Annotated in this window: 20 protein-coding genes and 1 riboswitch; of the genes, 9 read left to right on the forward strand and 11 right to left on the reverse strand. The window is 44.3% G+C overall.

Annotation, left to right across the window (positions count from 1 at the left end; translation table 11 throughout):
* Positions 1-105: 105 nt before the first annotated feature.
* The 7 genes from NQ117_RS22850 to NQ117_RS22880 all read right to left on the reverse strand — a co-directional run bounded on the left by NQ117_RS22850 (position 106) and on the right by NQ117_RS22880 (position 8420).
* The gene (locus tag NQ117_RS22850; RefSeq protein WP_258280331.1) at positions 106-936 is read right to left on the reverse strand and encodes an energy-coupling factor transporter transmembrane component T family protein; all 831 of its coding nucleotides are present in this window, start codon (positions 934-936) and stop codon (positions 106-108) included.
* Complete coding sequence (locus NQ117_RS22855) at positions 929-2650, reverse strand: ABC transporter ATP-binding protein (RefSeq protein ID WP_258280332.1); 1722 nt, start codon at positions 2648-2650, stop codon at positions 929-931. Before NQ117_RS22855 ends, NQ117_RS22850 begins: the two co-directional genes overlap by 8 nt.
* A gap of 48 nt (positions 2651-2698) precedes the next feature.
* A complete protein-coding gene (locus NQ117_RS22860; protein ID WP_258280378.1) occupies positions 2699-3259 on the reverse strand; it encodes an ECF-type riboflavin transporter substrate-binding protein in 561 nt (186 codons plus the stop codon).
* Between the two features lie 194 nt (positions 3260-3453).
* Positions 3454-4212, reverse strand: coding sequence for a LytR/AlgR family response regulator transcription factor (locus NQ117_RS22865; RefSeq protein ID WP_258280333.1), 759 nt, complete (start codon positions 4210-4212; stop codon positions 3454-3456).
* Between the two features lie 2 nt (positions 4213-4214).
* Positions 4215-5972 carry a sensor histidine kinase gene (locus tag NQ117_RS22870; RefSeq protein ID WP_258280334.1) on the reverse strand — a complete coding sequence of 586 codons (1758 nt, stop codon included), beginning with the start codon at positions 5970-5972 and terminating at the stop codon, positions 4215-4217.
* Between the two features lie 193 nt (positions 5973-6165).
* Positions 6166-7845 carry an arginine--tRNA ligase gene (argS, locus tag NQ117_RS22875; protein WP_258280335.1) on the reverse strand — a complete coding sequence of 560 codons (1680 nt, stop codon included), beginning with the start codon at positions 7843-7845 and terminating at the stop codon, positions 6166-6168.
* Between the two features lie 2 nt (positions 7846-7847).
* Positions 7848-8420 (reverse strand): YwiB family protein, encoded by a 573-nt coding sequence (locus tag NQ117_RS22880; RefSeq protein ID WP_258280336.1) that lies wholly within the window; start codon positions 8418-8420, stop codon positions 7848-7850.
* 412 nt (positions 8421-8832) lie between these two features.
* Here NQ117_RS22880 and NQ117_RS22885 point away from each other — a divergent pair, with 412 nt between their 5' ends.
* The 4 genes from NQ117_RS22885 (at position 8833) to NQ117_RS22900 (ending at position 12341) form a co-directional block, all read left to right on the forward strand.
* Positions 8833-10065, forward strand: coding sequence for a copper amine oxidase N-terminal domain-containing protein (locus NQ117_RS22885; protein ID WP_258280337.1), 1233 nt, complete (start codon positions 8833-8835; stop codon positions 10063-10065).
* Positions 10065-11204, forward strand: a complete 1140-nt coding sequence (locus NQ117_RS22890; RefSeq protein WP_258280338.1) for a S41 family peptidase — start codon at positions 10065-10067, stop codon at positions 11202-11204. Before NQ117_RS22885 ends, NQ117_RS22890 begins: the two co-directional genes overlap by 1 nt.
* A gap of 262 nt (positions 11205-11466) precedes the next feature.
* Positions 11467-11856 (forward strand): hypothetical protein, encoded by a 390-nt coding sequence (locus NQ117_RS22895; protein WP_258280339.1) that lies wholly within the window; start codon positions 11467-11469, stop codon positions 11854-11856.
* A gap of 74 nt (positions 11857-11930) precedes the next feature.
* Entirely contained in the window at positions 11931-12341 is a 411-nt protein-coding gene (locus NQ117_RS22900; RefSeq protein ID WP_258280340.1) for a hypothetical protein, read from the forward strand.
* A 233-nt stretch (positions 12342-12574) separates the two neighbouring features.
* Here NQ117_RS22900 and speB read toward each other — a convergent pair whose 3' ends face one another.
* Together speB and speE are read right to left on the reverse strand one after the other, a co-directional pair.
* The gene (gene speB / locus NQ117_RS22905; protein ID WP_258280341.1) at positions 12575-13444 is read right to left on the reverse strand and encodes an agmatinase; all 870 of its coding nucleotides are present in this window, start codon (positions 13442-13444) and stop codon (positions 12575-12577) included.
* Between the two features lie 25 nt (positions 13445-13469).
* Positions 13470-14297 (reverse strand): polyamine aminopropyltransferase, encoded by an 828-nt coding sequence (gene speE, locus NQ117_RS22910; RefSeq protein WP_258280342.1) that lies wholly within the window; start codon positions 14295-14297, stop codon positions 13470-13472.
* Positions 14298-14593: 296 nt separating this feature from the next.
* Between speE and NQ117_RS22915 the strand changes: the two genes are divergently transcribed.
* Together NQ117_RS22915 and NQ117_RS22920 are read left to right on the forward strand one after the other, a co-directional pair.
* Positions 14594-15643 carry a hypothetical protein gene (locus NQ117_RS22915; protein ID WP_258280343.1) on the forward strand — a complete coding sequence of 350 codons (1050 nt, stop codon included), beginning with the start codon at positions 14594-14596 and terminating at the stop codon, positions 15641-15643.
* Between the two features lie 135 nt (positions 15644-15778).
* Positions 15779-17842 (forward strand): transglycosylase domain-containing protein, encoded by a 2064-nt coding sequence (locus tag NQ117_RS22920; RefSeq protein WP_258280344.1) that lies wholly within the window; start codon positions 15779-15781, stop codon positions 17840-17842.
* A 128-nt stretch (positions 17843-17970) separates the two neighbouring features.
* On the opposite strand, the gene NQ117_RS22925 is transcribed toward NQ117_RS22920, so the two are convergent.
* Positions 17971-20214, reverse strand: coding sequence for an MMPL family transporter (locus NQ117_RS22925; protein ID WP_258280345.1), 2244 nt, complete (start codon positions 20212-20214; stop codon positions 17971-17973).
* 240 nt (positions 20215-20454) lie between these two features.
* Here NQ117_RS22925 and NQ117_RS22930 point away from each other — a divergent pair, with 240 nt between their 5' ends.
* Complete coding sequence (locus NQ117_RS22930) at positions 20455-21078, forward strand: TetR/AcrR family transcriptional regulator (RefSeq protein WP_258280346.1); 624 nt, start codon at positions 20455-20457, stop codon at positions 21076-21078.
* 367 nt (positions 21079-21445) lie between these two features.
* Here the strand turns inward: NQ117_RS22930 and NQ117_RS22935 are convergent, their stop codons facing one another.
* A complete protein-coding gene (locus NQ117_RS22935) occupies positions 21446-21949 on the reverse strand; it encodes a YwhD family protein (protein ID WP_258280347.1) in 504 nt (167 codons plus the stop codon).
* Between the two features lie 153 nt (positions 21950-22102).
* Here NQ117_RS22935 and NQ117_RS22940 point away from each other — a divergent pair, with 153 nt between their 5' ends.
* Positions 22103-24067 (forward strand): M1 family metallopeptidase, encoded by a 1965-nt coding sequence (locus NQ117_RS22940; RefSeq protein WP_258280348.1) that lies wholly within the window; start codon positions 22103-22105, stop codon positions 24065-24067.
* Positions 24068-24074: 7 nt separating this feature from the next.
* On the forward strand, positions 24075-24908 hold the full coding sequence (locus NQ117_RS22945) for a carbamoyl transferase (RefSeq protein WP_258280379.1): 834 nt from the start codon (positions 24075-24077) through the stop codon (positions 24906-24908).
* A gap of 240 nt (positions 24909-25148) precedes the next feature.
* Positions 25149-25294: riboswitch (cyclic di-AMP (ydaO/yuaA leader) on the forward strand.
* Positions 25295-25296 lie beyond the last annotated feature (2 nt).

Below are 25296 nucleotides of genomic sequence, written 5' to 3' on the forward strand. Positions count from 1 at the left end.
CTCGATCTTTTGTTTCTACAATGCACATTTACTATGCAGCTCTCACACCTGCCGAGAAACTACATTTATGCTAGCTTCTATAACTACTTAGTTGAATAGCTACTATTAATGGAATGGGTACCAGAACGTTCCGAAACCCTGTACACGCGCTGTAATACATACAGCCAATATGACAGCACAGACAATGACGACGGCAATATCCACTCTTCCCCACGGAGAAGAGGAGTACCATGTCCGCTTCGCATTTTTGCCGAAGCCACGCAAGTCCATCGCATTCGCTACCGTATCGATACGCGCAAGTGAAGACTGCACAAGCGGGATTGCTATTGCTGCGAAATGCTTTAAACGCTGAACAATCGTCCCTTCCCCTCGCGCCAATCCGACTCCGCGAGCTTGGAGCGCGTTTGAGATACTGAGGAAATCTTGTTTCAGGTCAGGAATATAGCGGAACGCAATATTAAATGCATAAGCGATTTTGTAAGGCACACCTAAGCGGTTCAAGCTGCCAGCGAAGCGAGTCGGATGTGTTGTATAGACAAACAAAACCGAAATAGGCATCAGCGACATATATTTCATCGATAGTGTCAGTATATAAAATACAGTCTCTAGCGTTAGCACTTCATAACCTAAGTCAATAAGTACTGTCGTCGTACCGTTCACCTCACTGCCATATGCAGGCGAAACGAATATCGTAAAAATAGAGTTGAAGATATTAAATACGATAATCACCCATACGAGTAGCCTTATACGCTTCCAAGGAAGCTGAGCACTCATAAGGAGTACAAGCCCTATGATGAAAAGTACAATAAAGACACGAATGTCCTGAAACAAGAAGACGATCACTGTCCAGGCAAGCAGCATAATCAGCTTAACAGCGCCGTCTAATCGATGGAACAGTGTATCCTTCTCGATGTACAGCATTCCCGCTTTACTCATGCTCGCTCACCTGCTTCTTCTGTTTCTCATACTGGATAAAGTGGCGCACCAACGCTTCAGGAGTTGCCACCTCAGTCGAACGAGAAAGCATGCTCAAGGATGTCTCCTTTAAGTTCGCACGATTCATGATCTCCGTATTGGTCAGCACACTAGCTGTAGTACCCGACGCAATAATCTCGCCATTACAAAGTACAGCAGCGCGTTCTGTATACTCTAGTGCCAGATGCATATCGTGGGTAATAAAGAGCAACGAAACTCCTTGCAATGCTAATCGCGACAGGAAGTTCATAAATTGCGTATAATGCTTCAGATCTTGGCCAGCAGTTGGCTCGTCCACAATAATAAGCTTCGGCTCCGTCACCATAATCGAAGCGATCGTAACCCGCTTCTTCTGTCCGTAGCTAAGCGCAGATACAGGCCAATCACGATAGCTGTACAAGCCGCAAATTCGCAGCACTTCTTCTACTTTAGCTGTGATTTCCGCTTGAGGCACTCCTTGTATACGCAGAGCCAAGCCGACTTCATCCCTGATCATCGTTTGGGTAATCATATGATTCGGATTTTGCATCACGTAACCAATCTGCTCGCCACGGCGTCGGATCGACCATTGACGAATGGACTCTCCATTAAACAAAATATCACCTGATGTCGGTCTAACCATGCCTGTTAGCAACTGAGATAAGGTCGTCTTCCCCGCTCCATTGTTGCCAAGGAGCGCAATTCGTTCGCCTGCTCCAATTTTCAATGAAACACCTTTAATCACTTCAGTTCCTTCTCCATAGGCGAAACGAACATCTTGCAGCTCTACTAAGGAAGCATTATCTTTGTCAGTTGAAGAGTTATCGATCACTTCGATCCATTCTCCAAGCACTTGACGCACTTGCTCATTGTTACTCAATTTCTCCAAAGAAGACGGCTGAGCATCTGGCGTCAGCTCACAGCCCGCATACTTCAATGCCGAAATATACAGAGGCTCCCTAAGCCCATTTTCCTGCATCACATTCGATGAAAGAATCTCATCCGGCGTACCAACAGCGACGATTCTACCTTCTGCCATCACAACAATTCGGTCAATAGGCTGTTCGAGCACATCTTCAATTCGGTGCTCAATGATGATTATTGTCTTGCCACTGTCACGGTGAATGTCTTCAATTAACTTCATCGCATGTTTGCCGCTCGCTGGATCCAAATTGGCCAACGGCTCATCAAACAACAGGATATCAACTTCCATAGACATGACCCCTGCCAAAGAAACACGCTGTTTCTGGCCACCAGACAGCTCATGTGGGCTTTGATTCATGTGCTCCTGCATATCAACCATGCTAAGTGCTCGTGCTACCCGCGGCTTCATCTCCTCGGGAGCAACACAATCATTTTCGAAAGCAAAAGCGACATCTTCATCAACAGTCAATCCAATGAACTGACTATCCTGATCTTGCAATATCGTACCGACACTGCGGCTAATCTCAAAAATGCTTTGCTCTGCCGGGCAGCGACCCTTCAACGTATAATCGCCTGATATTTTCCCTTTGTGGGCGAATGGAATTAGCCCATTGATACAATGGGCTAACGTAGATTTGCCGGAACCGCTCGGACCAGCTATTAATATTTTTTCCCCTGGGTAAATATCGAGGCATATGTCATGAAGGGTAGGCTCAGCCAAGCTATTATATTGAAAGCTGAACTGATTAAAAGAAAGAATTGATTCTGCCATCTTATTCATTGCCCCTATTTGCCTTATTCATGGATTACAGCAATCCTATTACTTTGATACTTTGAGATTGGAATTGCTACGATTCATTTTCAACAAACCAAGTACAGCTCCAACACCTAGAATGACATGCACGGTAATGTTAGACAAAGAAGCCGCTATAAATTGCAACAACATTTTATCTGGCGCTTCTCCAAATAGATAAATATCAAGTACGCTAGAAATGCCGAAGCCGACAACCAATGCCAGTGATCCGACAATAGCTAGAGTGGCAATATTTCCTCCAGTTGCACGCCCTTCTTTAATGCTAAATGACTTGCTCATAAATACGAGTCCCATCCCTAGACCGCTAATCGCTGATCCCAATACCCATGACCACCAAATCGTGCCAGAAGATAAATCAAACACAATGTGACCGATAGCTCCGCTCAAAAAGCCAACGATAGGACCAAACAAAGCTCCAAAAACCGTCAAGATTGCAATTGCTGGACGCAGTCCAGTCTGTGGCGCCACCGGAATGGAAACCCAGTTAAGCAAACCGTACAATGCCGCCCCGATTCCAATCGCAACAACTGTCTTCGTGTCCAAGTTGAAAATGGATTGCTTCATCATCTTCACCCTTTCTTCTCCAATATGGATTTATCGCGCGCCTGCTTGAACAGGTAGCATCTTTGGTATACTACAATCTATATGCCGCTCTAGTTGTACATAAAACAAGCCACTGCCTTCTATGGGAAGTGGCTTAGATTGCAAGCATTATTATAGCAAGGCGCGTGTAATTATGCACCAATATTTTGGACGTCCATTTATAGACCAAGCTTCTGTTTCAAGTCTTTCACATACGTGCGGCTGACAGGTATACTTGCACCGTCTTTCATCTTCATCACATACGTAGAGTGGAACCAAGGCTCAATCTCTCTTACATAGTCTACATTGACTAAATAGGACCGATGCACACGAAGCATCGAAGGATGATTCAGCTTACGCTCCAGGACTGTCAATGCTTCACTTACCTTGTATCGCTGCCCTTCCGTCACAACGACTGCCTTGCCTTCTTCAGACTCGATATAAATAATGCGGTCAACATGCAGCACCGCAATTCGCTCATCTACGGTCACGGCTAATCGCTCCGTTCGCTCAGAAGCTTTAGTGGTAGCTGGTGCAGTAGAACCGCTAACCGCAGTAGGTTGAGACGCAGGTACGACTATCCGCTGAACAAGCTTCTCCACCGTTTGCTGTATACGTGCCTCTTCATACGGTTTCAAAATATAATCCGTAGCATTCAACTCAAATGCCTTCAGTGCATATTCATCATACGCCGTCGCAAATACGATAGCAGACTGGCATCCATCTTCCTTGAGCTGCTCTGCAATCTCAATACCTGTTGCATCCGACAACTGAATATCGAGGAAGATCACATCAGGTGTTGTTTCCTGAATACCATCCAGCGCCTCTTCATACGATTCAGCCTCTCCTACAACGTCCACACGCTTCGTTCTGCGAAGCAAATACATGAGCTCATCTCTTGCCAATGGCTCATCATCAACAATAAATGCTCTAATCACGCCTATGCACCTTCCTTCGTGTCATCTCGTGGCAATCTAATGACAACGGTAGTCCCTTCTCCTTGGCTGCTATTAAGCGTAAAAGAAGCTTGGCTGCCGTATATTTCTTGAATCCGACTCCGTATGTTGACAAGCGCCGTTCCCGTACCTTCTTGGGAGGGAACAACTTCCCTACCAAGCGCACCGATGGCATCTGCCGAAATCCCCTTGCCGTTATCTTCGGTTATAAGCACCATCGTATCTCCCTCAGCTTCCGAGCGAATACGCACATGCCCTGTTCCCTTGAAACCTTTGCCAAACCCATGCCGTACTGCATTCTCCACTAACGGCTGTAAAGTAAACGGTGGTACGAGAACTTCCTTTAAAGAAGGATCAATACAGAACTCTATAGTGTACTTGCCCGGAAAACGAGCTTGTTCAAGCGACAAATAAGCCTCTACATGCTCTAACTCTTTGTGAAGCGGAATTAGCATCGAACGAGCCCCTTGAAGATTGCTGCGGAAAAAGACACTGAGCTGCTGCAATAGCTTACGAGCTTGTTCCGGGTTCGTGCGACAGAGTACCGAAATAGTATTAATCGCATTGAATAAGAAGTGCGGATGCACTTGCGCCTGCAGCGCTTTAATCTCTGCGTCCTTTAACAATCTGCTCTGCAGCTCCGCTTCTGCCAACTCCAATTGATTGGAGAACAGCTTACCAAGACCTTCGGCAAGTTCTTTCTCTACCTGGTCTAAACGAGATGGACTTTTAAAATACAGCTTCAATGTCCCCACTGTTTTGTTCCTTACATGCAAAGGTAATACATAAGCCGCCTGCAACGGACATTGTGCACTGGAACATTGAATCTCTTCTCCAGAACTAGCTTTGTGTACAAGCCCCTCGTCCAATACTCGCTGAGTTAGTCTTGTTGTAATCGGCTGCAAAGCAATATGATGATCAACACCTTCGCCTACATGGGCGAGGATTCGTGTTCTATCCGTAATCGAAATGGCATCCGCATTCGTTTCTCTCAAAATAATGAGCGCTGCTTCGCGGCAAGGGCTGGCATTCAAACCTTGACGGAAATAAGGCAGTGTTTGATCCGCAATGTGCAGCACCTTATGAGTTTGTAATGCTCTTGAGCGTTCTTCCTCTTGGAAAATAGATTGGATAATGGTCATGAACAAATACGTTCCGAAACCATTTACCACGATCATCGGTACAGCAATAACCCGAACAAGCGACCATGCCTCCAATGAAGGTTCAGCCACTAGCAAAATAATGCCCATTTGGGCACATTCCATTAAAATACCGATTCCCGCTGCATGCCAAGGCGCATGCGGGTTGCGAATCCGGAATCTGCGTGCAATGAATCCGGTTACAACACCTGCCGCAATGGTGGAAAAGGCGCAGGCAATAGCGGTGAATCCGCCTAGGAATAAGCGATGCAATCCTGCAATCACACCTACACCTGATCCAACAAGCGGCCCTCCCAGCAAACCACCGATGACGACACCCATAATTCGAGTATTCGCGATTGCACTATCTGAATCAACAGCTACATTCCATGCCTGCGAAGATACGAGCTCATTGTATATATGCACCCCTGTATAGTTACTCACAACACCAAAAGAACCAAACACGACAATGAGCAGCACTTTCTCTTTCCATCCATGCTCATAATGAATAATTCGTCTGAAAGACTTCATCCGAGATAGAACGAAGGCGATAATGAGCAAGATACCTACTCTCTCTAGCATAAGAGGAAGTAATTGTAACATCGAATAGGCACCCCCATGCTTCTATTTAGTTTCTGTGACTTCATTATACAAGAACAGAACAAATGCGAGGAGGCTAAACGACAGGAGATATATGACAGGGGATATTTGGGTTAAAATAAACAATAAAAAACGATACCACCACTAAGGTGATACCGTTACATGATTCTATACATTTACTAGCCCGATGCTAGGATTACATACGCTCTGGTGCAGATACACCTACAAGACGAAGGACGTTCGCAATAACCGTGCGAACAGCACCGAGAAGTGCCAAGCGAGCTTGCGTTTGCTCTGCATCTTCTGTAATAACGCGCTCTGCCTTGTAATAGCTGTGAAGCATAGATGCAAGCTCATATACATAGCGGATTAAACGATGTGGTGCATAGTCGCGTGCTGCAACTTCGATTTCCGCTTGAAGTTCACCCATTTTGCGCAGCAAGTCAAGTTCATGCTCAGCTGTCAATGCGCTGAGATCGACTTCACTTAGTGGCTTCAAAGCAACACCCTGCTCCTCTGCTTGACGGTAGATGCTGCAAATACGCGCATGCGCATACTGTACGTAGAATACAGGGTTATCGTTGGATTTGGAAATCGCCAAGTCCATATCGAAATCAAGATGAGAATCTGTCGAACGCATCGTGAAGAAGTAACGAATTGCGTCTACGCCTACTTCATCCATCAAGTCTTCCATCGTTACGGCTTTACCCGTACGCTTAGACATCTTCACTTTCTCGCCATCCTGGAACAAGCTTACCATTTGTGCTACAAGTACGATCAGCTTATCTGGATCATTACCCAGCGCCTCCATAGCTGCTTTCATACGTGGAATGTAACCATGGTGGTCAGCACCCCAAATGTTCATAACACGATCGAAACCACGAGCATACTTATCACGGTGGTACGCGATGTCCGGCATCAAGTACGTGTACGTGCCGTCATTTTTAATCAATACACGGTCTTTATCATCGCCATACTCTGTCGTACGCAACCATGTAGCATCGCCTTCTTCAAACACTTTTCCGCGTGCTTTCAATTCGTCCAACGCTTGCGTAATTACGCCGCTCTCATACAACGAAGTTTCACTGAACCATACGTCGAAGTTTACTTTGAAGCGTGCCAAGTCACGCTTAATTTTGTCTAATTCTTTCTTCAAACCGAATTCACGGAAGAACTTCGTGCGCTCTTCTTCTGACAGCTGAAGCAAACGATCGCCTTCTTGCTCAACCAGCTCTTGAGCGAAGCCTTTAATATCTTCACCATGATAGCCATCTGCAGGCATCTCAGCATCAAGTCCAAGCGCTTGCTTGTAGCGACATTCAAGAGACAAAATCAAGTTTACAACCTGATTACCAGCGTCATTAATATAGTACTCGCGTGTTACTTCATAACCCGCAAAGTCAAGTACGTTACAAATTGCATCGCCAACTGCTGCACCACGAGCATGGCCTAGGTGAAGGCTTCCTGTTGGGTTCGCACTAACGAACTCCATTTGTACACGTTGTCCTTGACCTGCCGTAATACGACCGTAGTTATCACCTTGTTCCGCTACTTCTTTTACTACGTCATATAAATAGCTCTTGTTCATGCGGAAGTTAATAAAGCCGGGGCCTGCAATTTCCGCGCTATCAATGGAAGCTGATGCATTATCCAAGTTCTCGATAATCGCCTCTGCGATTTGACGAGGATTGCGCTTTGCAATACGAGTAAGCTGCATCGCTACGTTTGTCGCCAAGTCACCATGCGTTTTATCTTTTGGAACTTCTATGACAAAAGCAGGCATTTCCTCACGTGTTACGATACCCGCCTTCAAAATCGATTCTTCAATAGCCTTTATAACCCCTTGATTAATCCGTTCAATAACTCCAGTGCTCATATTCATTGCTCCCTCTCTGTTGTGCTCGACCAATCAAATGTCAATGCCAAAGCAAATTGGCCCACGCAGTCGTCTTCTATATATAAGTCGTATGCCCATGCGACATACTCTGGTAAATGTGCAATAACTCCGTTCTGTTCAACAGCTTGATCACGTCGTGTCCACTGCTTCGTATCTGTAACGAGTGGAAATCGTAATGCAGGAGAGCGATAGTAGCCGTTTAGACGCATATTGGGCGTAAAAGACATTTCCGATTCCACGACCCCACGCCGAGTCAGCTTCCATTCATTCGCACTAAGCTTTAGCATCACATTCGTAACCGGAGCTGATGTAACTTGCTCTTCTGCCGTATCAACCGAGCTACTTCGTCGCTTAACCGCCTGGGAACGATCTTCTTCAGCAGTCAAGATCGGCTCTTCATATCTAATGAAGATATGATTGCCCTTGCAGTATACGTCCGCATCCACAGTATGCTCAACTTGTTCCTTATTCTGCACACTCTTAATCGTAAGATGGGTGCGATATTTGTTCGCTGCCGCCGGATTCCCGTTCGACAAGTTCACCTTGTCTGCCATCGTGTAACTCCCATTTCCTTAAATAATCTGATTCCATCAATTATCCGGGAAACGACCGCAATTTGCAACCTTTTGGAGGCTTTTGCAGTCCATTTCTGCCTTACTGCCTATAATGCTCGAAAATAGCAGCACTCTAGGTTCGAAAGCGAATAAGATAATACACGCATGATCCTCTTGATCAATGAAGCTGTTCTATTTAGAAAATTAGATAAATTTTTTTGTATTTAATAGATTTTTAACCTATTTCATCATATTTCCTGATAAAATAAGTTGGTAAATTAAACCTTGATTTTTCGAGGTTCATCGTGCTCTTATTAAGAAGAAATACTCTATTTCATTTTATATTATAGATCCAGTATTTTGAAATATTTTTATAAATATATGTACATATATTTTAAATGGAGGGGACGTCATGTTCAACGTTAGCATGAAAAAAACCGTTATTGCTTCTACACTAGCACTAGCAATCGCTACTGGAAGCCTAACGGCAAGTGCAGCACCTAGCATCGTCATTAACTATGGTCAATCTACCACTAGTGAAGTGAACCCAATCGTCAAAAATGGAGTTTCCTTGGTTGAAGCACGCCCGCTCTTGCAGCAGCTCGGCTATAAGCTCAAATGGAGCGCAAGCAACAAAAGCTTAACGGCAAGCAAAGGTACGCAAACTGTTGTATTCCAAACGAATACAGCGAAGGTGAAACGATATAAAGAAAATACCGAGACTAACCATCAAATGCTTGCACCTGCTACTTTAGTAAAAGGACAGCTCTATGTTCCACTTCGTTCTGTGAGCGATATCCTTGGGCTCGAACTACAATTAGATAGCAAAAAACATACATATACACTGCATGATCCACAAGCCGCAGCACTAGAAGAGAGAAGACTTGAAGAAACAAAAGACTTCTTCACCAAATTAGCCGCGCACGAGAATAGCGGTGATCGAACTGCATACCTCGACATGTTCGATAAGCAGTCTCACTTTTATAAACTAATGGAGAAGAATCCAAATCAATATAGCCACAAACTTATAAAGACGAGCTATGAAGATATATTGGTAGCAGATATGAACGAAAATGGCGTTTCCGTCAGCTCAACTGTCGTATCCAGTGTTTATAACGGGGAGCAGGCGGTTGCATCTATGACCATGCCTTCTTCTTTCCTATTGAAGTTAGGTAAGAGCGACGAATCGCTAGAGAGTATTGTTTCCATGACACCAAATCTCGTGTCCTACCAATTGAAAGATGGCTGGGAGAAAACAAAAGCCACGCTGCCCGAGGCGGATCAAAAAGCTTTCAAGGAACTGACTAACACTGTAATAGAGTCCATCAATACCGAGGACTGGGAGAAGCTGAACAGCATGTTCACCGCTGATAATTATCTTGTAAAAATGATGCTGTCTAGCAAGTTTAAAACTTTGTTTGCACAAGTTGATATGAAAGCAGAGCTTAAGCAGCAGGTTGTGCTTGCCGCAGATGATAAACATGCCTTTTTCGCGACAGTTGAGAAATATACGATATTGAATCAAACTGAGACACCACCAATGGAATCAACTATGCTCTATTCGTTGGAACGAGGAGAAGATGGCAAATGGAAAATCTCTTCGGTCGACGAAATCTCATCTACGGTAATAGGCGGTGAATTATAATGCAGCTTCGTTCTATGCGCACGGTCATTAGCTTTTTCCTGACATTCGCCTTATTAGCAGGTATATTCGTCATTCAGCCTGATCAGGCATATGCAAATACGGAGGCAGTTTCAACTTCGCTAGAAGTTAAAAAAGAAGCTGCGGGGCTCATTGAAGAACATTACGGCATCACATTTACAGAAGAGCAAATTAAGAACAGCACGATGCAAGAATTAGCTGCTACGCTAAAGGATCCATTCTCCCGCCATATTACGGCTGAAGAGTGGGAGCAGATGAACAACTGGTCTGAGAGTGAAGAAATGGCTCATATCGGGATCACATTCGCGAAGCTGCAAGGGCAATACCGTATCGTTACCGTTACTCCGGGATCTCCTGCTGAGCAAGCAGGCCTTAAACAAGGAGATATGATCGTTTCTATTGATGGTAAAGCTGTTAAGAACCAAACGAAACAAGATATCTTCTCCGTTCTATTTGGCAAAAAAGATTCATCGATTAAATTCGTCGTGCAGCGTGGCAAGGACAAATTGACGAAAACGATTAAACGCGCGATTCTGCCAATGGCTGCTGTAGAAGGCCAAATGCTGGACAAGCGTACAGGATACATTCGCATCTACACCTTTATGGATCAAATGGTGTATGAGCAATTCGAAGCACACTGGAATGCACTGCGCAAACAAGGAATGCAATCCGTCATTCTCGATCTTCGTTACAACACAGGCGGTCTAATGGAAGAAACGAGACAAGTCGCTTCCTTACTGCGTGACAAAGGTGTATTTACTTATTACAAGAGCCCAGCTGGATTGGTGTCCACTTCTACCCTTGATAAAGGCAAGAAGCCAGATTACACGATGACAGTGCTTGTGAACGAATATACAGCGAGCTCATCAGAAGCCCTTACAGGCTTCCTGCAAGGTTATGATCTAGCAACTGTCGTAGGTACAAAAACATACGGCAAAGGCGTTATGCAAATGCCTTATGAGCTGAGTGACGGCTCTTACTTGATGCTAACGACACAAGAGTTCTTTGCACCAGACATGACAAAGATACAGCAGAAGGGCCTTCAGCCAGATGCGATTTCAAATGAGAAAAAAGCCGAGCTAAACCGCCTGCTTGTGAATTCAGGATTAATGAAAATATAAAAAGAAAAAATAGCCTCATACGTCTCCTAATGAACAATTATAACTAGACAAAATGCGCCCAGCATTCCTCTACCAAGATGGATATGCTGGGCGCTTCTATTTATTTTCAACTCTATCTACAGCATATTCATTCACTCGTTACCTACATTCCCTATGAAAACCATGCAAATATATCAGACTATTAGTCCAATCCCTTTTTATTTCATTGCATTTACTATAAGCAGATAAATAAGGAGGGGAACCACTGAAATATAAAGTGAACATGAAAGTTGTCAAACCTAGAAGTTCGACAAAAGGTCTGAAATCAGTTAGGGCTGCCCATGCAACAAAGCAGATTGTTAGGGTAAGGGCAAGCAATCCAGATGATATTCAAGATTTAAATGGCGGAAATCTTTATAGACTGGTTTATAACCGTATCCTTGCTCCTGGGGTATTTCATGAGTTCCTCTTTAATGGAAGACAAGTGGACGACAATAGAGTGTATAGACCTGTCAGTGGGGGCTGGTGGATTGAAGATAATAATGTGGATCTCCCAACTTGTACAACTAACTACTCCGCTTCCCAATTTCAATGGAATACGGTCCTCTACAATCCAAGCACGGAATCAAGAGAAGCCAGATTTGTTATCATCGCAAGAAGAACACAAAATTAAAGATAATAGACAACTTTCACTTTACTTTCCTATGTTTTATTTTATTCCAAACAACATAAACGGAGGGGTAACATATGAAAGTTAAATTCAACACAAAGGTGATTAAGCCTAGAGGCTCTGCAAAGACATTAAAAACAGCAAGATCAGCTAATACAGCAGTAAATATTCCCGACAATGCTAAGAAACAAAAAGTCACTGTTGCACCTAACGATGCAAAAACAACTCAAGATTTGGGTCAGGGCTTTTATCGATTCACATTTTTTTATGACCTTGATCCAGGCTCATTCTTCACGTTCTACTTCAGGGGAAGAGAATATAACAATTATAAGCCAATCAGTGGAGGATGGTGGGCAGTAAATAACTTAGCAGACCTCGTTATATGTAATTCCAACTATGCTGTTGACGACTATGACTGGATTACCGTCCTTTACAACCCTACCGACTACACACGTCAAGCAGCATTTGTCATTACCGCCAAGCAGTAGAAGGAACTTTTTAAATATGAACCCACAAGACTAAGCAGCTGCAGGCTGGCCCGCTACTCCCTCAGCCTACTCTATTGCTGGGCAGCCTATTCTTCTTTATCCATTTGAGATGTGGGCCTACACTCGAATTCAACTTACCTGTTAAAGCTTCTTTTGATTTCCGTAAAAAAACCACCCCTCTTCTATGCACACCAAGTACACAGTCAGAAAGGTGGTTATTCGTTCAAATCAACCTATTTTACGAAACCTAGCAGCATTTCACGAATAAGTTTGCTCGCTGCAATCTGCGTCTGTTCTGTCGGATCATAAATCGGTGCAACTTCAACCAAGTCACAGCCGACAATGCTCGCTTCCGAGCCAGCAATCAGATGAATAGCTTCCAGCAACTCTTTCGTCGTAATTCCGCCAATTTCCGCCGTACCTGTACCAGGTGCGCAGCTAGGATCCAATACGTCGATATCGATCGTTACATATACCGGACGACCAGCAAGCTCAGGAAGTACTTTGCGCAAAGGCTCAGCTACTTCATACGGATAGAAATTGATGTTCTCACGAGCATAAGTCCACTCCTCACGGGAGCCAGAGCGAATGCCGAACTGATAAATGTTCTTGCTGCCGATCAACTTCGCTGCCTTAAGCAGTGGTGTTGAGTGTGACAGTGGCTCACCTTCATAGTCTTCACGCAAGTCAGCATGCGCATCGATATGAATAATCGCGAGATCCGGGTACTTCTTATATACCTCTTGAATGACTGGCCACGAAACAAGATGCTCACCGCCAAGACCGACTGGGAACTTGTTGTCTTTCATCAAGCCCGCTACATACTCCTGAATAACATCCAAACTGCGTGCCGCATTACCGAATGGCAGCAGCAGATCGCCTGCATCGAAGTATGTTACTTCTTCCAAGCTCTTATCGAGATAAGGGCTGTATTCTTCTAATCCAACAGAAGCTTCACGAATACGGCCTGGGCCGAATCGGGAGCCAGGACGGAATGATACCGTGTAGTCCATCGGCATGCCATAAATGACTGCCTTGGATTCCTCGTAGTTGTCAGAGCTTAGAATAAATACGTTGCCTGAATATTTTTGATCCAATCTCATCGTCGTCTTCTCCTTTGCGCTCCGCTTACTTCGTCAAATCTTCAACGAACTTCGGCAAGCAGAATGCTGCATGGTGAAGGCGTGAGGAGTAGTATTTTGTTGGCATATCAGGGATTGCAGCCGCATCCACTTCAAGCGGATCATGCGTCTTGCTGCCCATTGTGAACGTCCACAAGCCACTTGGGTAAGTTGGAATGTTCGCACCGTATACACGCACGATTGGGAAGATTTCCTTCACGTCACGGTTAACTTGCTGAATCAAGTCCGCTTTGAACCAAGGGTTGTCCGTTTGTGCAACGAATAGACCGTCCTCTTTCAGAGCTTCGTAGATGCCTTGGTAGAAACCACGCTCGAAGAGCGGTGCTGCAGGGCCTACAGGCTCTGTTGAGTCTACCATGATCACATCGTACTCGTTTTTGTTGTTCAAAATATGCATGTAGCCATCGTTCACAATGACTTCTACACGAGGGTTGTCCAACTCGCCAGCGATTTCTGGCAAGTACTGTTTGGAGTACTCGATGACTTTGCCATCAATTTCAACAAGTACAGCCTTCTCTACAGAAGGGTGCTTCAAGATTTCGCGAATAACGCCACCATCTCCGCCGCCCACAACGAGCACTTTCTTCGGATTCGGATGCGTTACAAGCGCAGGATGAGCGACCATTTCATGATATACAAACTCGTCTTTTACTGTCGTCATGACCATGCCGTCCAGTACGAGCATCCTGCCGAATTCTTCGGTCTCCACCATCGATAAATGTTGGAATGGCGTCTGTTCATCTACATAAGTCTCGCGAACCTTTGCCGTAATGCCGAATGCCGGCGTTTGTTTCTCCGTAAACCACAATTCCATAACAATCAACCTTCTTTCTTCGGGTGATGGTATCGTTGGTCCCAGTTAGAAATGCTCGTAATGGTTCAGGTGTAACATTCGTAACACTTCATCTCCAATTTGCACCAAACAAAAGCTATTATATAGAATCCCCCCCAAAAAGCAACTATTTTATATGATCAATCTAATAATGTTCGTGATTACTTTATATGAAGCTTTGTTGTAGAATGGTAAAAGTTGCCTACCCCTATTCGGTAATTACGAATATGTGGCCCTCAATTCTGACTCTACTATGTCAAAAAGGAGAACACGATATCATGAAAAACAGGACCCGATTACTTATTCACATGTTGGTACTGATTCTATCTCTAGTTACTACCTCCTCAGTATTCGCTGAGTCAATTATCTCCGAAGAGGAAGAGCAAGCACCTGTATATTTCGACATTTCAAAGCTTGACCAGAAATACATAAAAGCTGCTGAACAGGCTGTGAAAGAGCATAGCAATGGCAAAGCTTTTCACCTAGAAAAAGCAGTTAAAGATGAGTGTACATACGGCGACAAAATAGAGTGCTTGTATATAGTGTCCAAAAATTTTGATGCTGTCATTAGTCTGGATATAAAATCAGCAAAGGTTGTTGATATATCGTTAAGCTTCTCCCAGAATGATATTTCGAACTATTTATCTAAGCATGCAGTTGTTATTGATGAGCAATTGAAAGTACTTGCCCCAACCCAATTTAATATTCAAAAAGTCCATTATTTGAAAGACTTTATTAATAAAGAGGAATTCTTCAGCTTTTATGAAATGAATAGCAATGAGTACGTTATGTTGGATGTAGCCACAAATAAGCTTAAATCCTACTATCTCGTCTATAACGTAAAAGAAATGGATTCACAATATACGAAGGCCGCACAACAAGCAATTAAACAACTTACACTCAAACAACCTCAACCTTTTAATCAAGTAATTCTTAATAAATATGTGAACGGAACAGAGTTTTGGAACTTCCAAACCATTAAGCCATTTGAAGAGGAGTATGATCTTTCCATAGACGTTGCTGATCAAATAGTGGGTTATGAGGCTCAATCTGTCCATATTAATGCAAAAAACGGGAAAGTGCTTTATGCCGGCATTTTAACAGAGGGTCTTTACGATACATCCCAAAATAAGGTCTTAACAAAAGCTAAAGCTATTGCCCAAGCGAAACCAATTGTAAAAAATGTGCTCGGTGTTGATATTTCTAGCTATACAGCTTCATTTAACAAAGATCTTCAATCACTTCGTTTTTATAAAAAAGGAGCTACCGCCATCACAGTGTACTTTAATTATTTCTCTAAGGTCGACACTGTTCATTTCGAATATTAGGATATTTTACAAGCCGATAGTGTCCATTTTTTAATCTATACAAAGGACAATGAATATCCTTAATGTTCCTTTTCCATACTGATTACTAAGATCAGCTGCGGCATCGTTGTCGCATTAGGAAAAGAGGAACTTGGGATGGCCGCCACAACTCAACGCAAAATCAAAAATCGCTGGCTCCGATGGTTGCTGACTGTCTTTATCGCTCTATTTGTACTAGGCCTAGGCACAACAGCAACCGTACTTGGCTACTTATATATGACAGACCTGCCCCCTTCGCAAATTCAGCAGGATTCCGAGCTGCTGGATCGAGAAGGCAAGCCTGTTGCTATGCTTACATCAGGATCAATGCAGAGGCAATCCGTCAAGATCGATCAGATCTCGCACTATGTCATTCAAGGTACCATCGCAACGGAGGACCGTGGTTTCTATCACCACTGGGGAATAGATGCCCGCGGCATCGCTAGAGCAACCCTTGTTAACTTAGAGCACATGTCAAAACGACAAGGAGCCAGTACGCTCACACAGCAGTTGGCGCGCAATCTGTATTTGACTCATGAACGGACATGGAAGCGCAAGCTGAAAGAGGCACTACTGGCTGTACAGTTAGAGATGAAGTACAGCAAAAATGAAATCTTGGAGTTGTACTTAAACAACGTTTACTACGGGCATGGTTCTTATGGGATCGAAGCTGCATCTCATATGTATTTCGGCAAGTCTGCCCATAAGCTCACACTTGCGGAAGGCGCAATGCTTGTCGGCATCCCGCGCGGTCCTTCCTATTACTCACCTTGGTTAAACATGAAAAATGCAAAGGATCGGCAGCAAGTTATCCTTCGCGGCATGGTTGAGCTAGATCAAATTACAGATACACAGGCAAAGGAAGCCTATGACGAAGTGCTTACGTTCCGTTCACGCGCCGATCGTTCCGAGCTGCTTGTTGCTCCGTTTTTCCGTGATTATGTGAAGAAAGAATTGAATGCATTAGGTATTTCTGAAGCTACGCTCTCCACAGGAGGTTTACGTATTTATACGACGCTGGATCGCCAGGTACAAGCAGCCGCTGACGCAGCAATAGCCAAGCATGTCCCGGAAGAGGGCGATTTGCAGGCGGCTATGGTCGCAATCGATCCTCGTTCGGGCGATGTAAAAGCGATGATCGGGGGCAAGGACTACCGCACCAATCAATACAATCGGGTATTTGCGGAGACAAGGCAGCCTGGCTCTTCGTTTAAGCCGATCGTCTATTTAGCTGCACTTGAGAAAAAAGCTATAACGGCAGCTACACGCTTCGTCAGCCAACCGACTTCATTCACCTATGACGAAGGCCGGAAAGTGTACAAGCCTAATAACTATGGAGATAAATATTATGGCGATATTATGCTTCGACAAGCCATCGCAGCATCCGATAACATTTATGCCGTAAACACTCTCATGCAGGTAGGCGCTGAGCAAGTCGTTAATATGGCGGAGAGATTAGGTATTCAAAATGGACTAAAGCCACTACCATCTTTAGCGTTAGGCACTTTTCCTGTCAGTCCTTTTCAAATGGCGACTGCCTATGCTGTACTTAGCAATGAGGGAAAACAAGTAACCCCGCGTACCGTGCTAGCGGTAACAGATGCTGGGGGCCGCCTATTGTATGAAGCGCCTGCACCTGTGGAGAAGCAAGTTGTTCTCCCTGAGGAGGCATACATTCTTACCAACCTTATGGAGAGTGTATTTGAGGCAGGAGGAACAGGCAATCGGGTGTCTACACTTATTAAACGACCTGTAGCTGGCAAAACGGGGACAACCGATTCAGACTCTTGGATCGTTGGTTATACGCCTGAGTTAGCCACTGCAGTCTGGGTAGGTTATGACAAGGGCAAAAGGATCACACAGTCAGACGCTCGTCGATCTGCGCCAATTTTTGCACAATTCACTGAAAAGGCATTGGCTAATGTGCCACCGAAGCTGTTCCCTGTGCCCGATAACATTGTAAGTACCTATATTGATCCGAATACCGGCAAGCTTGCTGGCGAAGGCTGTTCTGCAAAACAACTTGAAACCTTTGTCCGCGGTACAGAACCTAAAGAAATATGTAATGAGCATGATCAACAGCAAGTCCGCAACAAGTCTAAGTCAGAGACTGTATTACCTGAAGCTGAAGACAAGAAAAAATCTTGGTGGCAGCATTTCAAACGCTGGTGGTCAGAATAGCAGTGAAATTGTATGGTCTAAGCAGCAAGCCCTGAAGATGTAATATCTTCAGGGCTTTATTTTGTAGATTTTTTTTCAAAAGCAGCTTGGATATCAATATTAATCTACGTTTACTAACATCTTGTCAGCTATGATTTTTCCGTAGCGGTAGAGCTATTTAACTGTGCTGCATCAACCTTATGGTGCAATCCCGGCCAAAAGGCAGCACGCCCTAACACAGCGGTAATTGCAGGAACTAATAGAGGACGAACAATAAAAGTATCAAGTAGCACACCTAACGCAGTAACCGTACCAAACTGCACCAACACTTGTATCGGCAAAGAGGCCAAGACCGCGAATGTGCCCGCTAGTATAATTCCAGCCGAAGTGATGACCGAACTCGTCTCACTAACACCTTCACGAATAGCTTGCTTTAGCGGCAAATACCGACTCTTCTGCCAAATACGGGACACCATAAAGATGTTGTAATCCTCACCTAAGGCAACAAGAAAGACAAATGCATAGAGCGGTATTGCGCCTTGTATCGCCTCTACGCCGAATCCGTAATGGAAAATAATCCACCCAAGACCTAGTGCAGAGAAATACGACAAGACTACCGTAGCTATTAGATATATGGTTGCGACGATGGAGCGCAAATAAACGAGCAGCAGCAAGGAAATAAGGCCAATAACAACTGGAATAATAAGCTGTGTATCTCGTTGGCCTATCACCTTCGTATCATACTGTGCAGCAGTCTGACCGCCTATCCACACTTTTTGCTCAGCTTCCAATCCAGCTTGCTGAAGCGATAGCTCTACCACGGAACGAATGGCTGGTATATGCTCCATTGCCTCTGTAGAATAAGGATTTATATTCAACTCGACATTGTAAGCGATAATTTCTTTGTTTTCCTTTCCCACTTGTGGTTCGGAAACAGTGGATACAAACGGTAAGGCACGCAGAGCTTCTGCCACTGAGGTTGGCTTACCATTTGAATCATAGATGACTTGAACGGGAGCCAGCTTACCAACGGCAAATTGCTCTCCGATTACTGCAAACCCCTCTCTGGATTCCATGTTGGATGGAAATGAAGACAAAAGATCATAGGTATACTTGATTTGTGGCGAGAAGCTTGCAAGCCCACCTAGCAAGAGCAGCGTCGCGACAATAACACTCCAAGGTTTGTTCACGACAAGTCTGCCGACGCGACTGTCTGAAGGGTTAGCTTGCTTCTTTTGAGCGCGCCCTATCTTTCCAGTACGTTTCGCTCTCTCTTCTTGCATCTGCGGCGTGCGAGGAACGAATGGGAAGAAGGAAACCCTTCCAAGGATAGCAAGCATAGCAGGAACTAACGTCAAACTAGCTATACCCATAATAAGTATCGAAATGCTAAATGGCACGGCAAAACGATGATAAGGCCCATATTGAGCAAGCAGCAGAGCGAATAGCGCAAGCACAACCGTAAGGCCGCTCATTGCAATAGCACCTGCCGAACCACGGAAAGCAGCCACTAAAGCGCGAACTTTATTAGCTTCTATTGTCAACATCTGACGATAATGCGAAATTAGGAATAAGCAGTAATCTGTACCTGCTCCAAACAAGAGCACCGTCATAATGGAAATGGCTTGTGCATCCACCGTAATCCAGCCTTGTTGAGCCATATATCCTAATATTGGACTCGTAACACCAAAGGCAAACCCTACAGCTATTAATGGAATTAATGCAAGTATCGGCGAACGATAAATAAGCAGCAATATGACCACGACGAGCAGAACCGTTCCAATAAGCAAGGATACATCTGCATTTTTAAATAATCCTGTAGCATCAATTTGAATTCCAACAGGCCCCGTAATACGTGCAGACAGCTTCTCTTTATCATCTAAGCTTACGCTAAATGGATCATCAGCGAACTGATCTGTGACTTCCTGCTTTAGCTGTGTTATGCCCTCTTTCAATTGATCTGGATCTGCCTGTTCATCAAAAATAACCGGGAAGACAAGTGTAGAACGATCCTCCGATAACTGCGACATCACCGCAGGAATCGGAAGTTGATGTAAGGGTACAACCCTTTCCATATACGGCAAAGGACTTTGCTCCCATTGCTTCGTTAATGCCTGTAACTTTTGAATATCTTGGGCTTGGAGGCCAACCTCACGCTTCCATACGATCAGGGCTGGCGAGCCATCTTCACCTGGAAATTGTTTATTCGCAATTTGTTCCGCCTGAACGGACGGAGCCGACTCTGGCAAGCTTGGTTCATTATTTTTTTCTTGTGAATTTACGTTTGGCCAAATGAAGCTTAACACGAGCACCACAGCAATCCACACCGCAAGTGTTATCCATCTGCCATACTTTCCAGTAACCCATTTAGTCAGTCCACGATAACCTTCCATTATGCTCCTCCTTTTACGGTTACACGTATCTACCCTAGTTACGTCGTTCTCCGCCTATGCTGCGGGTGATTTTTACAGCTTGGAAAGGTATACTAGACCGTAACTACTGGCTAATTTCATCTGATGTGTAAAAAGTATTAACTTAGAACTCTAATATTATATATACCCGAAGGTTAATATTTAAACAACTACTTTTTTTATCAATAGATGCACGAAACGCAGAAATGGAGTGACCTATACATGTCGAAACAAAAACGAGCCGCTCGTACCCCAGGCAGACCAAAACTCAATGAACAAGAAATGCCGATACAGGAGATCATTATTCAAATAGCTGCCAAGGAATTTATGGAACAAGGATATGAATCTATCTCTCTACAGCAAATTGCTGCTATATGCGGCGTTACGAAAGCCACTATTTATTACTACTACTCCAACAAGGCTGAATTGTTCACCTCAGCTATCGAATATATGCTGACCATTGCACATAAGGCAACTAAGTCTCTTATGGACAGTGAGGGGCATCTGCGTGATCGATTGGCACGTGTCGCATATATAAAGATTGCACGGCCGCACAGCGACTTGGAAACCATGCTAAAAGAGGCCGAGAAACAGTTGTCTGAAGAACACATACAACGAATTCGTTCGGCTGAGCACTTGTTGTATGATTTACTTGCTTTCCATTTCGAGAAGGCTATGACAGAAGGCCAACTGCAATCAGGATCACCTATGCTGCTTGCCCATGCTTTCTCCTCATTACTCATGATGGGCAACCGTGATAGCGCACGTGAACTGTTCCCATCCCATGAACAGTTGGCTACATCCATCGTAGATCTTTTTTGGCAAGGAGCGATGAAACAGCAGTAACTAACGTTCCGTTGGAACGCTGTGGCGAATATGTGCGAACTTTGTCGAATTTTACCTATTGAACTCGAAAGCAAATTTTGCTAATATTTGTAACGTAGCCTTTGGACATGATTCACCATTGAATTAATGCTTTGGGTTACATTTTTGCGTTGAATTAAATCCCTTCATTAGGTAACAGACGTTTGCCCACCCCGCGACTTTACATTATGGGGTGGGTCTTTTTTTGCCCTTTTCCCCTACTAGCACTTTGTTCTAGCTCAAAGTTTTAAAGATAAACACGAAAAAACAACCCTCATTACTGCAGCATGCTGCGTAACAAAGGTTGTTTATTCATGACAGGATGCAACTGTAAACCTCTAACGAGTCGTTACGCTTCCAACTCCGCCTTAAACTCGTCTGGAGTACGCTCCCACCATTCTGCATTATGCGTCTCAAGCAATTGTCGAAGCGCTGCTTTTTCTTCAGCACCAAGTCCGTCAACGATAACACGGCGCTTCATCGCATAATCCATCTTATTTACATGGTCAGCAAGGATTTTCCATCCACGCTTTGCTTCTGTATCCACCAACATCTCACAAGCTGTCAGCCCTCCATAGAAAGAGCCTTCTGGTGAACGATCTACCGCAACCCAAACGATCCAACATTGGCGGCCGTTCGGCACATCTTCCTTATTCATAGAGAATTTAATGCCACGCTCTACTTTACTTTTTGCGTGCATAGCACCCATATCGATGTAAGCTCGACCCTCATCGATAATGACTGGTGATACACTGTTCAGATCGATGCTGCCTGCACCGAATCCTTTATGCTTATCATTGCTGCTTACAACATTGAATGCAAGCTGCTTCTTAGCTTTCTTTTCTTGTTCCATTGTCCATTACTCCTTCCTCGTATGCAAAAGCTCCCCCACTTATCTAGATAGCGGCATACAACCGGATCACAATCATTTTTTATTTTAGCTAATAATCGGGTAAAAGCCAACATATACATGCGGTAGATGCTTGTCAACGGGAGGTACGAATCAATGACCCGAGCTCACGCTTATCGCTCCGTCTTATCTGCTATCGTATTGATGACAACGGGGTTCTGCTTGCTAATATGGCTGCTGCCTAATGAACTAGTCCCTTCTGTCGGGCCTGAAGCAGCCGAACAGATTACGAGGAAAGAGGGGCCCACTGTCCCCCCTCCACCTCCAATCGATACTCCGCGCTCAGAACGGATTGCAGAGTATCACATTGATGTGAAACTGGACGAGGCGTCCAAGACCCTCTATGGGTTGCAAGCAGTCACCTGGAATAACCCAGGACGTAAGACCGTGAATGAGCTGTATTTTCATCTCTATCCAAATGCCTTTGAATCTGCGGATACCACTTTTATGAAGGAGTCCGGGGGAAAACTACGTGGAGATAAAATGCCTGCAGATGGTTACGGCAATATGCAAATCACCGCAATTCAGACGGAAGATGGCTTGCCTCTTATGAATCGACTGGAATACGTTCAGCCAGACGATGGCAATACCAAAGATCGAACCGTTATGAAATTGCGCTTGCCACAGCCGGTCAAAGCTGGTGGAAGTATTACGTTAAAAATGAAATATGAAGTTAAACTGCCACGTATATTTGCACGCATGGGTGCCACTGACAATTTCGTTATGGCAGGGCAATGGTTTCCGAAGCTAGCAGCCTATGAAAAGGCTGGCATAAGAGGACGAAATACGGATGGATGGAATGTGCATCAATACCATGGCAACTCCGAATTTTACTCGAATTATGGTATTTTCAATGTCCGCATTCAAGTTCCTGAATCCTATATCGTTGCAGCGACGGGGTTCCCAACGAAAACGCCTGTGACTGCAAATGGTAGTAAGGTGTATCACTTTTATGCCGACGATGTACATGATTTTGCTTGGGCAGCGTCTCCAAACTTTATCTATGTTGAGGAGCCTTTCTCGTCCAAAAATGTACCGGGTGTGCGTATTAAACTCTATTTAGATCCGAAGCACCAAGCGCTAAAGGAACGTTATATGTACGCCGCCAAAGCAGCCTTAAACCAATTTAGCCAATGGTATGGTGAGTATCCGTATTCAACTTTATCTATTGTTGTACCTCCGCTTGAGGCTAATGGCGCTGGGGGGATGGAATATCCTACTTTGGTGACGACATTCGGGGCTGGGGACGACAGTCCAGGCTATGATCTAGAACGAACCGTTGTGCATGAGATCGGCCACCAATATTTCTACGGCCTACTAGCTTCCAATGAATTTGAGGAGGCTTGGCTGGATGAAGGCTTTACGTCTTACGCTGAAGACAAGCTGATGGAATCGGAATTTGGGGTTACCCCGAATTTCATGGTGGAATCAAGCTACATTACTTCTCCTGCCCCGTTAAAGCAGTCAGCCTGGCAGTATCACAATCAAGAGCATTATGCAGAAAACGTATATGTGAGAGCTAAGCTTGTACTAGTCGCCTTAGAGCGTCAAGTAGGCGAAAAGACAATGAAGCGTATTTTAAAAACCTATACAGAAAAATATCGCTTTAAGCACCCGACCACTGCCGACTTTCAACGTGTAGTAGAATCGGTGACCAAGCGCAACTGGTCTTCATTTTTCAGTCAATATGTATACGATCGGCAGATGGCTGACTTTGCAGTAGAATCCATTGAACTAAACAAAACTGGCAACCAGTATGAATCGATCGTACATATTACTAAGCGTGGGGCCGATTATCCCGAAGTACCTATTGTATTCCGATTTGAAGATGGGAGCACAACGCGAAAAATATGGTCCGGTGAAGGAGATCGTATTCAATACAAGCTGACCCACTCCTCACCGCTCGCTTGGGTGTTCGTCGATCCATTACATACGATCGTGCTGGACAATAAGCAAATTAATAACTATATGAAGGCTTCTGTGAATGAGCCCGTACGCACTCGCGTCGATTGGACGGCAATGAAATGGATTGAAATGATGAGTAAGCTGTTAGGGTGGTGATCAGTTGATGACGATGAAACCTCATATTCGTGCGGGATGGGATTGGGTCAAGGAGCATCTATACATCTGGATTATTCTATTTATTTATCAGCTGTTATGGGGATTCTTCTTATACCGCTTCATTGATCATATTGTTGTTCCGTTGTTGCAACGCTATCCTGAGCCTGCTCCAACAGAGTTAAGCCGTTCTTTATTCCATATCGAAGCGCATTTTCAATTAACAAGAACAACGGAGTACGCGCCTTATTTATGGACAATCGTCGGATTTGTCGCCCTGCGTATGCTGCTTACTCCACTCATTCATGCCGGGCTGTTATACAGCATGTCTTATTCGCATCGTAATAGTAAAGGACTCGCATTCTTTCGCGGCATGAAAACACTGTGGAAACCGATGAGCTTACTATATGTATTCGAACTGGTTCTCGTTCTTCTCCCAGCATATTGGATCGTACCTAAATTAACCGCACTTCTAGCAAGCGCCATGAGTGCAACTGATCTCCTCCAACAGGTGGCACCAATGCTCATTCTCTGGCTTGTTGGTGGATGGATTGTACATCACTTATTCTTACTTATGCAATTTGGAAAGGCCAGCGAACAATCGATATGGTCAGCTTTGCTTACGGGTATGCGCGGTCTTCTACCGATACTCGGGATATCTTTATTCTTTCTAGTTATAGGATTCCTCGGAAGTGCATTAGTAACGGCAGCAGCTATGTTTTGGACAGGAATGACCGCACTTTTATTACAACAAGCTTATCCAGCTATAAGGACTTTGTTACAAATATGGAGCCTTTCCAGTCGGTTTGATTTGTGGCAAAAGATCGACAACAGGCCTTTTTAAAACAGATTGTATGCGTAAGATCGAGATATAGTAAGAAAATGAACAAAAAAGGGTGAAGAAAACGCTTGCTTGAGCCTAAATGATAGGTTTAAGCAAGTTTTTTTGCGTTTTTGGACATAAGCAATTTGTAAAATCGGAAAATGTCTGTTAAAATAAACCTTAGATTTATTACAAGTTTGTCATGAACTACGATGAATTTCTTGCAAAATTGTAATTACGTGTGACGGAAAGAAAGATGTCCTATTATGAAAGCCGAATTCCCGAGGACATCCGGGAAGCGGGGGAACCAAGTTTTTGGGTGAATTGATCTCGGATTGCACAGGGATCATAGGGAGACCTTCAACCGAACCCTACAGCTAACCTCGCAGGCACGGAAGGGGAACCTATA

The organism is Paenibacillus sp. SC116 (genome assembly GCF_024733555.1).
Lineage (GTDB): Bacteria > Bacillota > Bacilli > Paenibacillales > Paenibacillaceae > Paenibacillus_B.

What these genes read in the sequence shown, in the direction of transcription:
- NQ117_RS22850 (WP_258280331.1), bottom strand. Translation starts at nt 936, where the DNA reads ATGAGTAAAGCGGGAATGCTGTACATCGAGAAGGATACACTGTTCCAT.
- NQ117_RS22855 (WP_258280332.1), bottom strand. Translation starts at nt 2,650, where the DNA reads ATGGCAGAATCAATTCTTTCTTTTAATCAGTTCAGCTTTCAATATAAT.
- NQ117_RS22860 (WP_258280378.1), bottom strand. Translation starts at nt 3,259, where the DNA reads ATGATGAAGCAATCCATTTTCAACTTGGACACGAAGACAGTTGTTGCG.
- NQ117_RS22870 (WP_258280334.1), bottom strand. Translation starts at nt 5,972, where the DNA reads ATGTTACAATTACTTCCTCTTATGCTAGAGAGAGTAGGTATCTTGCTC.
- argS (WP_258280335.1), bottom strand. Translation starts at nt 7,845, where the DNA reads ATGAGCACTGGAGTTATTGAACGGATTAATCAAGGGGTTATAAAGGCT.
- NQ117_RS22880 (WP_258280336.1), bottom strand. Translation starts at nt 8,420, where the DNA reads ATGGCAGACAAGGTGAACTTGTCGAACGGGAATCCGGCGGCAGCGAAC.
- NQ117_RS22885 (WP_258280337.1), top strand. Translation starts at nt 8,833, where the DNA reads ATGTTCAACGTTAGCATGAAAAAAACCGTTATTGCTTCTACACTAGCA.
- NQ117_RS22890 (WP_258280338.1), top strand. Translation starts at nt 10,065, where the DNA reads ATGCAGCTTCGTTCTATGCGCACGGTCATTAGCTTTTTCCTGACATTC.
- NQ117_RS22895 (WP_258280339.1), top strand. Translation starts at nt 11,467, where the DNA reads ATGAAAGTTGTCAAACCTAGAAGTTCGACAAAAGGTCTGAAATCAGTT.
- NQ117_RS22900 (WP_258280340.1), top strand. Translation starts at nt 11,931, where the DNA reads ATGAAAGTTAAATTCAACACAAAGGTGATTAAGCCTAGAGGCTCTGCA.
- speB (WP_258280341.1), bottom strand. Translation starts at nt 13,444, where the DNA reads ATGAGATTGGATCAAAAATATTCAGGCAACGTATTTATTCTAAGCTCT.
- speE (WP_258280342.1), bottom strand. Translation starts at nt 14,297, where the DNA reads ATGGAATTGTGGTTTACGGAGAAACAAACGCCGGCATTCGGCATTACG.
- NQ117_RS22915 (WP_258280343.1), top strand. Translation starts at nt 14,594, where the DNA reads ATGAAAAACAGGACCCGATTACTTATTCACATGTTGGTACTGATTCTA.
- NQ117_RS22920 (WP_258280344.1), top strand. Translation starts at nt 15,779, where the DNA reads ATGGCCGCCACAACTCAACGCAAAATCAAAAATCGCTGGCTCCGATGG.
- NQ117_RS22925 (WP_258280345.1), bottom strand. Translation starts at nt 20,214, where the DNA reads ATGGAAGGTTATCGTGGACTGACTAAATGGGTTACTGGAAAGTATGGC.
- NQ117_RS22930 (WP_258280346.1), top strand. Translation starts at nt 20,455, where the DNA reads ATGTCGAAACAAAAACGAGCCGCTCGTACCCCAGGCAGACCAAAACTC.
- NQ117_RS22935 (WP_258280347.1), bottom strand. Translation starts at nt 21,949, where the DNA reads ATGGAACAAGAAAAGAAAGCTAAGAAGCAGCTTGCATTCAATGTTGTA.
- NQ117_RS22940 (WP_258280348.1), top strand. Translation starts at nt 22,103, where the DNA reads ATGACCCGAGCTCACGCTTATCGCTCCGTCTTATCTGCTATCGTATTG.
- NQ117_RS22945 (WP_258280379.1), top strand. Translation starts at nt 24,075, where the DNA reads ATGACGATGAAACCTCATATTCGTGCGGGATGGGATTGGGTCAAGGAG.